The organism is Paenibacillus sabinae T27 (genome assembly GCF_000612505.1).
Classification (GTDB): Bacteria; Bacillota; Bacilli; order Paenibacillales; family Paenibacillaceae; genus Paenibacillus_AQ; species Paenibacillus_AQ sabinae.
This window is the reverse complement of the sequence record NZ_CP004078.1, coordinates 4,087,217-4,101,628: the sequence shown is the minus strand read 5'-3', so window position 1 is coordinate 4,101,628 and position 14,412 is coordinate 4,087,217. Positions and strand designations below refer to the sequence as shown.

Below are 14,412 nucleotides of genomic sequence, written 5' to 3'. Positions count from 1 at the left end.
TTTACCTTGTTAGACCAAACAATCCCGGGCAAGGAGGGGTGACACCATCATGAAAGGGAACGAACATCACAGCAAATTTTTGTTAACGCATCGTGAACGCGAAGTATTTGAGCTTCTTGTTCAGGACAAGACGACTCGCGATATCGCCGGCTTATTGTTTATCAGCGAGAAGACGGTTCGCAACCACATCTCCAACGTTATGCAAAAATTGAATGTAAAAGGCCGTTCGCAAGCGGTTGTCGAGCTGATCAAGCTTGGGGAGCTGAAGATATAGACGGGGCCTGCGACTATGCGTTAAGCCTTCTTTTGGCCGGTGGCCGGGGAAGGTTTTTTATCTTAAAAGCCGAGAAGACTCCTTCCTCTATAGGGAGGAGATGAATCGGCGGTTTTTTCGCTCCAAAGGGAACATATGTGCTATAATGGAAATATCATACACGAAAGGAGTTGTCTGGCATGTTGCTACATAAAGCTTACAAATATCGCATCTATCCCAATCCAAAGCAACAGCAACTCATCCATCAAATGTTTGGCTGTTGCCGCTTTGTCTTCAATCATTTCTTAGTCAAATGGAACGAAACCTATGCAGCAACAGGGAAAGGGTTGTCTTATAATACCTGTTCCACACAGCTTCCTGCACTCAAACAGCAATTTGAATGGTTGAAGTCGGTTGATAGCATTGCTTTGCAATCGGCGGTGCGAAACGTGGCAGACAGCTTTGAACGTTTCTTCAAGAAACAAAATCAGGCTCCACGCTTCAAAAGCCGTAAGCATCCTGTGCAAAGCTACACCACCAAATACACCAATGACAACATTGCTATTGACGGAAACCGGCTTAAACTTCCGAAGCTTGGGTGGCTGCGCTTCGCCAACTCCAGAGCGTGTGAAGGTCGCATTCTTTCGGCTACCCTGCGGCGAAATGCGGCAGGTAAGTATTTTGTATCTATCCTCTGCGAAGTGGAAATGAGTCCTCTGCCGCAGACCGATAAGGAGATTGGCATTGACCTTGGACTCAAGGAGTTTGCGGTCTTATCGGATGGGGTGCGGGTTGCCAATCCCAAATTGTTTCGCAAATATGAACAAAAACTTGCATTTTGGCAACGTCGCATGGCTCGCCGTAACCAAGGGGGCTCCAATTGGGAGAAAGCCAAACAGAAGGTTGCCCAAATCCATGAAAAGATCGCGAGCAGCCGTCGTGATTTTTTGCATCAACTCACCACGAAGCTGATTCGTGAACACCAAACGATCAGCATCGAAAATCTGAGAGTGGCGAACATGCTCAAAAATCACCGGCTGGCCAAATCCATCGCCGATGCGTCCTGGAGTGAATTTGAACGTCAGCTTTCGTATAAAGCGGAATGGTATGGACGTACGGTGAAGGTTACGGACACGTTCGCCCCAACGAGCCAAAGGTGTCATGTATGCGGCTATATCCATTCCGAAGTAAAGAAATTGTCTGTGCGGGAATGGACATGTCCATCGTGCCATACCCATCATGATCGAGATGAAAATGCCGCACAGAACATTAAAAGCCTTGCTGTTTAAACGTCAACCCCACCATTCCATTAGATATTTTACTAGGGTAAAAAACTTAAAACTCTGGAAGATCGGTACAGATTTTCCTTTGCAAAACTGCGGGAACCGCAGGGATCGCTTGGTATACGATTTTTCGAGAGAAAATATCGATATGAATTCCCCTCAGTAGAAGGGATTACCCAAGAATCTCCCACTTCAAGTATTAGCTAAGTGGGGGAATGTTCAATTGCGTGACGAACAAATCACCGGCATGCAGACACCCACTGGAAGTTCCTATAAAACCAAAATATGAAGACTATTAATAACAGGTTGTCAGTTGATGGAACCTGTTTTTTAATGCCGTTTTTGTATTTAAACGGGGGAAGAAATTTGTTAGAGTGTAAAACGTAAACAATAAACCGCTTACAAAAAAGCGGAATTGAAAATGATGAGGGGGGGCTTTTGGTGAAGGATAAAGTTGTAAACGGTATGCAGATTTTTGCAAGAGCGATTGTTGTTCCGGTTTTGTTTTTGCCGATCGTCGGGATAATATTGGCAATCACTTCCATCCTGGGCAATCCGACAATTGTTGGCGAAGGCAGTTCTTTAATCAATGTCGGCAAGTTTCTGGCCAGCGGGGTTTGGCCTATTTTAACCAACTTGGGAATTGTCTTCTGCGTAGGCATCGCGATGGGAATAGCAAAAGAAAAGAAAGCGGAAGCGGCGCTTATAGCTCTATTGTCATACTTGACATTTCTGGGTGCTAACAACGAGTGGCTTAAGTTAACGGGAAAATTAATCAAATATACAAATCCCTCTGAATTGCAGGGAACCGGGCAAACGATCGTATTAGGCTTTCAAATCATTGATATGGGTGTTTTCCTTGGAATGATCCTCGGGGTCGTCGTAGCGCTTGTCCATAACAAGTTTTGCAATAAAGAGTTGCCGGGAGCGATTTCATTGTATGGCAACACCAAGCTGGTATATATCGTTTTAGTTCCGATTTTAACCGTACTGGCTGTTGTATTCAGTTATGTTTGGCCATTTGCTGCCAGCGGTATTCGGGCAACAGCGAATTTCATTAATTTCTCAGGTTCGATAGGCGTGTTTATATACGGATTTTTAAACAGATTTCTCATACCTACAGGATTACACCATCTCGTATATTCACCATTCCTCTATTCTAACATGGGTGGCGAATTGACCATAAACGGGCAAACGTATTTGGGCGCTTACAATATATTCCTGGCGCAGATAACAGATCCGTCTGTCAAGCTGTTTGACCCATCCGCGAAGTTCTTGCAATACGGTATGGTTAAAGTTTTCGGCTTGGTAGGAGCGGCTCTGGCCTTTTATAAAACAGCGAAACCAGAAAAAAAGAAAACGTTAAAAGCCCTCTTAATACCAGCGGTAGCAACTTCATTTTTGGTCGGCATCACTGAACCTATCGAATTTACATTCTTGTTTGTGGCGCCGTTTCTATGGGTAGTTCACTCGGCTTTGGACGGCATATTTGAGGTTATTTCAGTACTCTTGGGGGTTAGAGCTTTTGGAGCAGGCGGACTCATAGAATTCCTGACTTTTAATTTGCCTGCAGGAATCGGCAGAACAAGATGGCCTATCTTTGTTGGCATAGGACTTGTTGAGCTCGCGACATATTACGCTGTATTCACCTTTTTAATTAAAAAGTTTAACCTCAAGACTCCTGGCCGGGAAGATGATGAGGTGAAATTGTTCACCAAAAAAGATTACAAAGAGAAAATTAACCAAAAATCCGCCGTGGCAGCCACAGGCGCAGACAAAGATACCGATTTAGCTGCGGCTATAGTGGAAGCCCTCGGAGGCAAGGGAAATATTGAAACCGTTGACAACTGCTTCTCTCGATTGAGGATCAAGGTAACGGATGCCGGTATCGTTGATGAACTGGGTTTAAAAGGTACAGGAGCAGCAGGCGTTGTTAAAAACGGCGAAAATATTCAAGTCGTCTATGGGCCTAAAGTCAATGGGGTCAGAAATGCCGTTGATAAATATCTTGCAGGTTAAGCGTTTGCCAATCAAAGAGGTATTAAATTTATTCATTAAATTTAATATACAAAAAAGTGGAGAGAGGGACGAATCATGAGTAAAAAGTTTACGGTAACAATCGCGGGCGGAGGAAGCACATTTACGCCGGGTATCGTCTTAATGCTGTTGGATAATCTGGATAAATTCCCTATTGGAAAACTAAAGTTCTATGATAACGATAAGGAAAGACAAGATATCATAGCCGGAGCATGTGAGGTTATTTTAAAAGAACAAGCGCCGGACATTGAATTTGTCGCGACCGTGGAACCGGAAGAAGCCTTCACAGGTATCGATTTTGTTATGGCTCATATCCGGGTCGGCAAGTACGCCATGCGCGAATTGGATGAGAAAATTCCTTTGAAATACGGTGTGCTGGGTCAAGAAACCTGCGGCCCCGGTGGAATTGCTTATGGAATGAGATCCATTGGCGGAGTCATTGAAATCCTTGACTACATGGAAAAATACTCGCCCAATGCATGGATGCTCAATTACTCGAACCCGGCGTCAATCGTTGCCGAAGCGACCCGCAGTTTGAGACCGGATTCCAGGATTTTGAACATTTGCGATATGCCGATCGGTATTGAAGCGCGGATGGCTGAGATTTCAGGATTAGAGTCCAGAAAAGATATGACCGTCCGTTATTATGGACTGAATCATTTTGGCTGGTGGACGGATGTTCGCGATAAAGACGGAAATGATTTAATGCCGAAAATCAAAGAGCATGTCGCAAAACATGGATATGTTGTTTCGGTTGGTGACAGCCAGCATACGGAAGCAAGCTGGAACGATACCTTCGCTAAAGCCAAAGATGTGTATGCTGTGGACCCTGACACATTTCCTAACACCTATCTGAAGTACTATTTATTCCCGGATGATGTTGTTCAGCATTCTAACATAGAATATACACGAGCAAATGAAGTCATGGATGGAAGAGAAAAGTTTGTATTTGGCGAAGCCAGAAAAATTATCGAACAGCAATCTACAGAAGGCTCCGGATTGCATATTGATGAACATGCATCTTATATTGTCGACCTTGCAAGAGCCATTGCCTTTAATACGAAAGAAAGAATGCTGATGATTGTCGAGAATAACGGGGCAATTGCCAATTTTGACCCTACGGCAATGGTTGAGATTCCTTGTCTTCTTGGCAGCAATGGACCGGAACCGCTGGCTATGGGTAAGATTCCGCAATTCCAAAAAGGGCTTATGGAGCAGCAAGTTTCTGCAGAAAAATTAGTGGTCGAAGCCTGGATCGAAAAATCCTATCAAAAGCTGTGGCAAGCGATCACTCTTTCTAAAACAGTTCCTAGCGCATTCGTCGCGAAACAGATTTTGGATGATCTGATCGAGGCCAACAAAGACTTCTGGCCTGAATTGAAATAAAGGCAGGTATAATTTTCTACAAAACGATGGAGTCTGGTCAAAAGCAGTTTCAAATCTGCTTTTGATCGGCTCTTTTTTTACGCGCCTAGCCAAACTACACATTGAAATAACTTTACAAATCAATTATCATACATACATTAATAAAACACTTTTAAAATGTGTAAAAATAAAAAAAATGGAGCGGAAATGATATACGAAAAAACAAATAATATGGAAGTAAAAAGGATAAACCGAAACCGTATCTTTCGGCTAATTTATAAGAATGAGAAGCTTTCCATGCATGAAATTGCTTCTTGTCTTGGCATGAGTCTGCCAACCGTTGGACAGAATTTGAAGAACTTGCAGAGCGAGGGCCTTATTACGGAGAATGGCGTCTTTGAATCCACGGGCGGAAGAAAAGCAAAGGCCATTTCCTGTATCAAAGACGCTAAACTTGCCGTGGGATTGGACATTACAAATAATCACCTTAGTCTGGTGCTGGTTAATTTAAGCGGAGAAATTGTAAAGAGCACTCGTGTGGCTAAGATCTTTGAAAATTCGCAAGACTATATAAAAGAGATCGGGGAATTGGTCAGTGGATTTATCGAAACTTCCAATATTGATAAATCTAAAGTTTTAGGAGTCGGTATAGCAGTCCCCGGGATTTTATCCGATGATAAACAAACGGTGGTATATTCCCATGCGCTCGGCTTAGCGGATCGCAACGGGCCCGATTTTACCAAAAACATTTCTTATCCAAGTGTTCTAAGCAACGATGCGAATGCAGCCGGATTTGCAGAACTGTGGAATACGGAAGCAGTAAAAAATGCAGTCTATCTGTCGCTTAGTAACACCGTTGGCGGCTCTATTCTTCTAGATAACAGGCTTTATCCCGGGGATAACCAGCGCAGCAGCGAGTTTGGACATATGACGCTTGAGCTGAACGGAAGGACTTGTTATTGCGGAAAGCGGGGATGTCTGGATGCCTACTGTTCCGCCTCCGTTTTATCAAACGGTACGGACGAAGGCCTGTATGATTTTTTTGATCTGCTGAAAAAAGGCGGTAAAAAGCAGGAGAAAATGTGGAAGGAATATCTAAGCTATCTTGCCGTTGCGGTTAACAATTTAAGGATGCTGTTTGACTGCGACGTGATTTTGGGTGGATATATCGGTGCTTATATTGAAGAATATGTGGATGAGTTAAGACTCCTTGCGGCAGAAGGCAATACCTTTGAGCCGGATGGCAGCTATTTAAAGGTGTGCCGGAATAAAAGGGAAGCGGCGGCCGTGGGAGTGGCTCTACTGCATATTGAGCGATTTTTAAGTCAGGTTTAAGGTTAATTCAACAACGATTTTACAAAGGAAATCGACCTCCGGTTGGTTTCTTTTTTATTCATTGACATTTCGCTAAACCTGGAATACTATCTTATTAAGATACTTTTATAAAAGTTATTACATAAAGTCGCAAGGAAAGAACAGCTTCATCTTCACTTTGACATGAAAGCGCACACAACTAGTTATTGCCTTTTAACGGCGGTTATGATTGCCACGGTACTTTTGCATCCAGGATCGCGCAGCTATCTGGTATCGCAGCCCGCTGTTGAGGATATGATCACACCAAATAAAGCGAGAAACTGAAAGGAGACTAGGAAAAATGGAAGGTAAAATGAAAGTGGCGGTTATGAATGGTATTGGCAAGATGGGGTTTATCGAGAGGGAGATACCCAAAGTTGCGGACAATGAGGTGCTGGTGAAGCTTGAATATGTGGGCATCTGCGGCTCCGATTTGCACTACTACGAAACCGGCCGAATCGGAGATTACATTGTGAAGCCCCCGTTTGTCCTCGGCCATGAACCGGGCGGGACAGTGGTGGAAATTGGTAAGAATGTCACCAATCTCAATGTAGGCGACAAAGTTGCGCTGGAGCCGGGAAAAACCTGCGGACACTGCGAATTCTGCAAGACAGGTCAATATAACCTTTGCCCTGATGTGGTGTTTTTTGCCACCCCGCCGGTTGATGGCGTTTTTCAGGAGTATGTCGCGCATGAGGCTGATCTTTGCTTCAAACTGCCTGACAATGTCAGCACTTTGGAGGGTGCACTGATTGAGCCGCTTGCTGTGGGTTTTCATGCGGCAAATCAGGGCGGCGCGCATGCCGGTCAGTCCGCTGTGATCATGGGTGCAGGCTGTATAGGTTTGGTCACCTTACTTGCTTTAAAGGCAATGGGTCTTACTGAAATCTATGTAGTGGACATTATGCCAAACCGATTGGAGAAGGCTAAGGAACTGGGAGCTGCGGCAGTCATTAACGGTAAAGAAAAAGATGTTGTGAAAGAAGTTATGGAGTTGACCGGCGGCACGGGCTGCGATCTTGTATTTGAAACAACAGGTGCGGAAATTATAGCCCAACAAGCCGTATTCATCTCTAAGAAAGGTGCAAGCATCGTATTCATAGGTTATAGTAATAGCGGATCAGTCAATTTACCACTCAGTCTTGCGATGGATAAGGAACTTACTTTTAAGACTGTGTTCCGATACAGACATATCTATCCCATGGCGATTCAGGCAGTCGCTAGCGGCAAGGTTAACCTAAAGGGAATTATCACACACGTCTTCGATCTGGATGATGTTCAGAACGCCATGGACTCAAGCATCAGAAATAAAACGGAAATTGTGAAAGCAGTTATTAAAATTGAAAAATAAACAATTTATGTAGGTGACAACGATATGGGTTTAGATATCAGCAAGCTGGTAGACAAGTATCAGTTGAATCAAACGGAAGAAAAAATATTAGTATATATCATCGACAATATAGAGAATGTGAAAGAAATAGGGGTAAGAGGCATCGCAAAGGAATTTTATACATCTACAACGACAATAATGAATTTAGCAAAAAAAATGGGTCATTCCGGCTTTCTGGATATGTATTATCATCTTAATTTTACATTGAAGGATAAAAAGTCTCAATTTTCCGGCGGAAAAAATAATCAATTCTACGGTGTTGATCTGGAACAATTATTATCATTAATAGATCATCATAAAATAGAAGAGTTTGTAAACTTGTTGCTGGAAAACAGAAATGAAATTATTTACACTTGGGGAGGAGGCTTCTCCGCACCTATTACGGAATATATAACCAGAAAATTAATCGTTCTTGGATTTATATGTATCTATTCCGAACCCATTGAAAGCTATGATGTAAACCCTATTCAGGCAAAATTGTTTATCAATGTTTCCAAATCCGGAGAAACGGATTCTTTGCTGAGAATGTCGCATTCGGCAAAGAAAAATGGAATTAAAATTATTTCATTTACCGGAGACTCAGAAAATTCTTTATCCAAACTAGCGGATATAAATTTAAAAATAGTTGATATGAATGCGATGGATGACCGTAATAAGTTAGCCTCTTCTTTCTATGCGAATGTGCTGATGTTATTTGAGTTTTTGATTGGTGAATATTTGGAGAAAATAAAGGAAGACGCTATTAAAAATTGACATAATGAGAACAACATACTCTTATTTTGGAAACGTGTTACTTTTCTAAAGTACACGTTTTTTTGCACTGTGAAAATGTTTACACAAGTAAACGCTTTAATATAATATCGGTGTATAGAATAAAGAAGCTTCACTATAAATCATTTGGAGGTAATTCTCATGTTTAATAAAATTAAAGCGCTTATATTTCAAGATAAACCGGAACAGCAGCAGGAAGATGGCTTTATTGTTCCTCTTTCCGGGGAAATTATCGATTTGAGCCACGTGCCGGACGAAGCATTTTCTCAGCGGATGATGGGGGACGGATTTGCTATTCAGCCTGAGAATGGAGAAGTCTTCTCACCAGTGGATGGAGTCGTTACGACAGTGGTTCCCAGCAAGCATGCTTTTTCCATTAAAAGCAATTCCGGGATTGAATTTTTAATCCATTTTGGCGTGGATACGGTTAAGCTAAAAGGAGAAGGCTTTGATGTTTATGTAAAGGAAGGAAGCGTAGTTAAAGCGGGTGACTTGATCTTAAAGGTTAACCTCGAACAAATCAAGGACAAAGTGCCGTCTGTTGCTGTTTCGGTTATTTTTATCGAACTGAACGGAAAGAGCTTCAGTTTCAAGACCGGTAAAGCAGCAGCAAAGGAAAAAGACGCTGTTACTATACAATATGAGGACATGCAATGAAGATCGAACATATTGCACTGTGGAGTGCAACCGCTAACAATAAATAGACCAATCAGATTGAATAGTTTGTATCTGTTGAATTGGTAAGGCCTAAGCAAAAATCAGTTTAATAACTGGGAGTTGGTAATCATGAGGGCAGCGGTATTCAAAGGAAAGCATCAAATGGAAGTGTTAGATTGGAAAACGAAGGATCTCGAACCGTATGAGGTGCGAATTCGGGTCGAAAGTTGCGGCATTTGTGGTACGGATCAGCATATTTATCATGGTCACCCCGGATCTGCGGCGGTCAACCCGCCAATCGTGCTCGGCCATGAACTGGCAGGCGAAGTGATAGAGTTGGGGTCTAGGGTTCCGAACTTGAAGCTAGGAGACAGAGTATCGATAGATCCGAATATTTATTGCGGCGAATGTGAATATTGTCGGAGCGGCCGGCCTCACTTGTGCGATCACCTTCAAGCAATCGGCGTGACGCGAGACGGCGGCATGGCGGAATATTGCATTGTTCCTGCGGTAAACGCTTATCGTATCCCGAACGAGATGAGCTATGTAGAAGGTGCGATGGTAGAGCCTGTCGGTTGCGTCTTGCACGGATTGAAGAAAATCGATGTTCGCCCGGTTCATACGGTACTCATTATCGGTGGCGGTTTCATCGGCCAATTGTTCCTCCAGCTTGTAAAAAAACAAGGAGCGGCCCAGATTATTGTCAGTGAACCTGCGGTGGAGAAACACGAGCGGCTTCTTGAACTGGGGGCGAACGAGGTCGTGCAGCCAACGAGTCCAGAAACAGTACAAGATTTGATGAATATTGCAGATGTCGTAATCGAATGCGTGGGACGTAAAGAATCGATGGAGCTTGCAATCAAAGCAGCTCGAAAAGGAGGTCAAATCCTTCTGTTCGGTGTACCCTCGCCAGACACTCTGATTAATGTTTCGCCGTTTACCATTTTTTCAAAGGAACTAAGCATAAAGGGATCCTTTATTAATCCTTTCACACATGAGGAAGCGATTTCTTTCATTCGGCAAAACATAGTACGGATTGAGCCATTAATCAGCCATTATTTCGCACTAGATGACATTCCGGAAGTGATGGGGAAATATCCGCAAATGAATGTAGCAAAAGGTGTAGTCACTCATTCTACATAAATATGTGCGATCCCACAGTCATCCAAGGGTTTTGCAATTACATCTCCAACATTATGCAAAAATTGAATGTAAAAGGCCATTCGCAAGCGATTGCCTTGGCTGATCAAGCTTGGGGAGCTGAAGATATAGACGGGGCCTGCGACTATGCGTTAAGCCTTCTTTTGGCCGGTGGCCGAGGAAGGTTTTTTTATTGTGTTTGTTGGCTAGGACATTTTATATGGAAAATAAATGAAAATCTCTTTATAATTAGAAAGAATTGAAAAAAGGAGGATGAGATTTTGAAGAAAAAGCATACCCCGGGACTTACAGCCAAAACCGCATTAACCGGAATGGTAACGTTGACTCTTGTAATGCCGGCGGGACTTGCCGGAGCGGCTTCTTCTTCCGGTACCGCCGTTGCCGTGCCTTCTGCTGTCAAGGTGGTTGCCGGGACATCCCTGAGCGCCGCGGCCACTGCCCAGTCGAACGAAGCGGATCCTTCCAAGGTCAAGTTTACCAAAGAGCAGGCGCTTGCCAAACTGAAGTCGCTGTTTCCCCTTTTGGAGGAAGCTCAAGTGTCGAGTGTGGAACTGGGGATCAACAACTCTTATCCCGCTCCGTCCAATCAGATGATATGGAATATCCAGTGGAATTACCAGCAAGGCAGCCACGGATACGGATTTAGCAGTCAGGTAGATGCCGTTAACGGAGACCTCATCAGTACATATCTTTATTTTCCGGACCGGCAGCAGAACGAAAGCTATTATCCGCCCGAGATCACAAGGGAACAGGCGCTGGAGAAGGCAAAAGCGTTTATCGCTAAGGCTGCACCTTCGCTGTCGGTGAACGATCTGGAACTTCAGGACAACGTTAATTATTTTAGTAATCCGGCACTTTTCGGTCCAGTACAATATGGATTTAATTTTACGGTTTTGAGAAATGGTATTCCCTCTCCTCTTGAAAATGTCTCCGTCGCCGTTGCTGCGGACGGCAGTGTGCGGCAGTTCAACAAATCTCCGGAGCATTGGAGTTATCCGGCAGCTGCAGCCTCGGTTTCACAGGCCAAGGCGGAGCAGGTATTCAGCGACCAGTTTGATGTAGAGCTTGTTTACGTGCCCGTCTTCAAGAATGGGGGCGCCAACAGCTGGATTCTGGCCTGGCGGCCAACGGAGCGGGCGCTCTATGCCACCGATGCCCTGACAGGCAAACGCCTGGATACTTCCGGCGCGGAAACTACGGTTGCATCCGCCGTATACAGCGATGTTCCGCAGGCGGCCAATCGTTTTGTCCCCAGAAGCAGCACTGTAGAATTGTCCAGTGACGAAGCGGCCAAACGGGTAAAACAGGTGGTCTCCATTCCAGCATCGAGAAAGCTGGTATCCAGTTCGCTGGGCGACGATTATTCCGATAAGGACCGTAAAATCTGGAGGCTGAACTGGCTGGATAACGAATCCCTCAGAACCGGGTTCCCTTCCCAATCCTTCGCCGAGGTGGACGCCGTTACAGGGCAAATTCTGAGCTTCAATGAAAATAAGTATGGCGTTCCGGCCGGCGCGTCGGAGGCGGCAGCTACGAAAGGAACCAAACTAACGAAGGAGCAGGCCCGGAAAAAGGCTATCGCGCTGATTAATCTCCTCTATCCGGATGCATCCGCCAATCTGAAGCTGGTCGAACGGGGAGACAACGCGCTGAACGGGGGCGCGGGGTTTAGCTTTCAATTCCTCCGTTTCTATAAAGGCATTCCTGTGGGTGACGGCGGCCTGACGATTGGCCTGGATAATAACGGAGCATTGCAATCCTATTACTTCCCGCGGACATCGGACCTGGAGAAAGCCGCGATTGACCCTTCGGCGGTAAAAGTTACGAAGGAGGAGGCGCGGGCACAAAGCTTCGGCAAATACAAAGTGAAGCTGCAGTATGGAAACTTTGGAGGCTATACCCCAGCCGGCTTTACAGAGCAGAAGATCAAGCTTGTGTATTCGCCAGTGCTGCAGGATTCCCAGAATGTGCCGGAAGTCTTGAATGCCCTGAACGGCAAATGGACCGCGCAATATGATGCTCCCGGCCAATTGAAGAAAGCGTCCGACGCTTCGGATATCCAGGGGAACCCGGCCGAGCAGGCTCTGTCGACATTGGTAAAATACAACATCTTGACCCCGGATGAGAACGGGAAGGTGTATCCGGACTCCGAACTCACGTCCGGAGATTGGCTGACCTGGATAGCCAAAGCGGTTACGCCTTATTATGCGAATATGAATAACGGAGCCGAACGCAAACCGGTCGCCGGCGTAAACCCGGAAAGCCCTTATTATGATGCGGTCTCCTATGCCGTACAGAACCGCTGGATCGATGCAGACAGCGCGTTTCAGCCAGACGCCAAGCTGACCCGTGAGGGGCTTGCCGTGCTGCTGACCTCTATCGTCAAATACAACAAGATTTCCGCATATTTCCAGGCCGATCCGGTCATCAACCAATTTGGAGATGCCGCCTCAATCAGCCGCAAGGGCGAAGTGGCGGTTGCTGTGAAGCTGGGTCTGTTACAGGCTGAGAACGGCAAGTTCAATCCGGCCGACACCGTAACCAAGGCTGAAGCGGCTGCGGTGTTGTTGAAGCTGGTGGAGCTTCAGGGCAAAACGGATCAGCCCATCGGCCAATCCTTGTACTATTAAAATGTATCATTAATAAAACAGGCAAAAAGCGGCAAGCCGTTCGGCGGAGAGAATATTCCTTCGCTGAACGGCTTTTTCTAAATATATGACTTATACACTTCGCGCCTATCGTTTGATCTTATATTTCGGCGAGAAACGAACTTGCGTCTTAAAAAGACGCCGTCAGGCGTTTCTTCTTGTTTATCCCTCTTGTTTTAATTTTAAAAATTTGGGACAATAATATTCGATTGCTATTTAGGCAGCCTAAAGTTTGAATGACAGGCTTGAAACAGCCTTGAAAAGAGGATAAATAAATGAACAAGACTTCCATTTACGGGTTAACCTTTGAACAGCTGGAAGCCTGGCTTCTGGAACGAGGACATCGCAAATTCCGGGCGCTGCAGGTTTGGGATTGGCTGTACGTGAAGCGTGTCACTGATTTTTTTGAGATGAGCGACGTTCACCCCGAGGCTTTGAGCCTGCTGGACGAGCATTTTGCCATCCGTACGTTGTCTGAACACATCAAGCAGGAATCGGTGGACGGCACGGTGAAATTTTTGTTCCGCCTGCCCGACGGGAATTTGATCGAGACAGTATTGATGCGGCAAAAATACGGGCTGGCCGTATGTGTAACGACCCAGGTCGGGTGCAACATCGGGTGCAGCTTCTGCGCGAGCGGGCTTCTGTCCAAAAGCCGGGATTTGTCATCCGGAGAGATCGTCGAGCAGATTATGCAAGTCCAGCTGGACCTGGACCGGGCCGGAAAAGGTGAAGCGGTAAGCCATATCGTCGTAATGGGGATCGGAGAGCCGTTCGACAACTTTGGAAATATGGTGGATTTTCTTCATATTATTAAGAATCAGAAGGGCTTGGACATCGCCGGGCGGCATATCACGGTCTCGACCAGCGGCCTTGCGGACAAAATCATCGAGTTTGCGGATATGGATCTTCGGATCAATCTGGCGATTTCCCTCCATGCGCCGAATAATGAGCTTCGCTCCCGCATCATGAAGATCAACCGTGCGATTCCGATCGAGAAGCTGATGCAGGCGCTTGAGTATTATTTGGAGAAAACAAAGCGGAGAACGACGCTGGAGTATATTTTGCTCCGGGATGTGAACGACCAGCAAGAGCACGCTTTGGAACTGGCCAGTCTGATCGCCGGTTATGGCCCGCTCGTCAATGTAAACCTGATTCCCTATAATCCGGTGGACGAGCACAGCCAGTATCAGCGGAGCGATCGGGAGACGGTAAGGGCTTTTTTCGATACGTTGAAAAAGCAGGGAATCAGCGTCAGCACCCGCTTGGAGCAGGGAGTGGATATCGATGCGGCCTGCGGCCAGCTGCGAAGCAAGCAGATCAAGGCTTCGGCGCTCGGTTAACGTGGGTTACCGGTCTCTCTTCTATCTGAATATTCCGACATATACATCACATGTATCTAACATAAAACTTCCGTAACAATAACGACCCGCAAAATAAGTTCTATTAAAAAGAAAACAGCCCGCTTGCGCCGGATCGCGCGAGAAGGGCTGT

Annotated in this window: 11 protein-coding genes; all 11 read left to right on the top strand. The window is 45.5% G+C overall.

The window, feature by feature from the left end:
- Positions 1–49: 49 nt before the first annotated feature.
- The 11 genes from PSAB_RS18850 (at position 50) to rlmN (ending at position 14,261) form a co-directional block, all read left to right on the top strand.
- On the top strand, positions 50–274 hold the full coding sequence (locus PSAB_RS18850) for a helix-turn-helix domain-containing protein (RefSeq protein WP_019908812.1): 225 nt from the start codon (positions 50–52) through the stop codon (positions 272–274).
- Positions 275–453: 179 nt separating this feature from the next.
- A complete protein-coding gene (gene tnpB / locus PSAB_RS18845; RefSeq protein ID WP_025336141.1) occupies positions 454–1,542 on the top strand; it encodes an IS200/IS605 family element RNA-guided endonuclease TnpB in 1,089 nt (362 codons plus the stop codon).
- A gap of 435 nt (positions 1,543–1,977) precedes the next feature.
- Positions 1,978–3,555: a PTS transporter subunit EIIC gene (locus tag PSAB_RS18840; RefSeq protein ID WP_025336140.1), complete on the top strand. Its 1,578-nt coding sequence runs from the start codon at positions 1,978–1,980 to the stop codon at positions 3,553–3,555.
- 75 nt (positions 3,556–3,630) lie between these two features.
- Positions 3,631–4,959, top strand: a complete 1,329-nt coding sequence (locus PSAB_RS18835; RefSeq protein WP_025336139.1) for a 6-phospho-alpha-glucosidase — start codon at positions 3,631–3,633, stop codon at positions 4,957–4,959.
- Between the two features lie 186 nt (positions 4,960–5,145).
- On the top strand, positions 5,146–6,273 hold the full coding sequence (locus PSAB_RS18830; protein WP_025336138.1) for an ROK family transcriptional regulator: 1,128 nt from the start codon (positions 5,146–5,148) through the stop codon (positions 6,271–6,273).
- A gap of 319 nt (positions 6,274–6,592) precedes the next feature.
- A complete protein-coding gene (locus tag PSAB_RS18825) occupies positions 6,593–7,642 on the top strand; it encodes an NAD(P)-dependent alcohol dehydrogenase (RefSeq protein WP_025336137.1) in 1,050 nt (349 codons plus the stop codon).
- Positions 7,643–7,666: 24 nt separating this feature from the next.
- Positions 7,667–8,434: a MurR/RpiR family transcriptional regulator gene (locus tag PSAB_RS18820; RefSeq protein ID WP_025336136.1), complete on the top strand. Its 768-nt coding sequence runs from the start codon at positions 7,667–7,669 to the stop codon at positions 8,432–8,434.
- 159 nt (positions 8,435–8,593) lie between these two features.
- Positions 8,594–9,109, top strand: a complete 516-nt coding sequence (locus PSAB_RS18815; protein ID WP_025336135.1) for a PTS sugar transporter subunit IIA — start codon at positions 8,594–8,596, stop codon at positions 9,107–9,109.
- Between the two features lie 129 nt (positions 9,110–9,238).
- Entirely contained in the window at positions 9,239–10,252 is a 1,014-nt protein-coding gene (locus tag PSAB_RS18810) for a zinc-dependent alcohol dehydrogenase family protein (protein WP_025336134.1), read from the top strand.
- A 278-nt stretch (positions 10,253–10,530) separates the two neighbouring features.
- Positions 10,531–12,900 carry a YcdB/YcdC domain-containing protein gene (locus PSAB_RS18805; RefSeq protein ID WP_025336133.1) on the top strand — a complete coding sequence of 790 codons (2,370 nt, stop codon included), beginning with the start codon at positions 10,531–10,533 and terminating at the stop codon, positions 12,898–12,900.
- Between the two features lie 293 nt (positions 12,901–13,193).
- Positions 13,194–14,261: a dual-specificity RNA methyltransferase RlmN gene (rlmN, locus tag PSAB_RS18800; RefSeq protein WP_025336132.1), complete on the top strand. Its 1,068-nt coding sequence runs from the start codon at positions 13,194–13,196 to the stop codon at positions 14,259–14,261.
- The last annotated feature ends 151 nt before the right edge of the window (positions 14,262–14,412 follow it).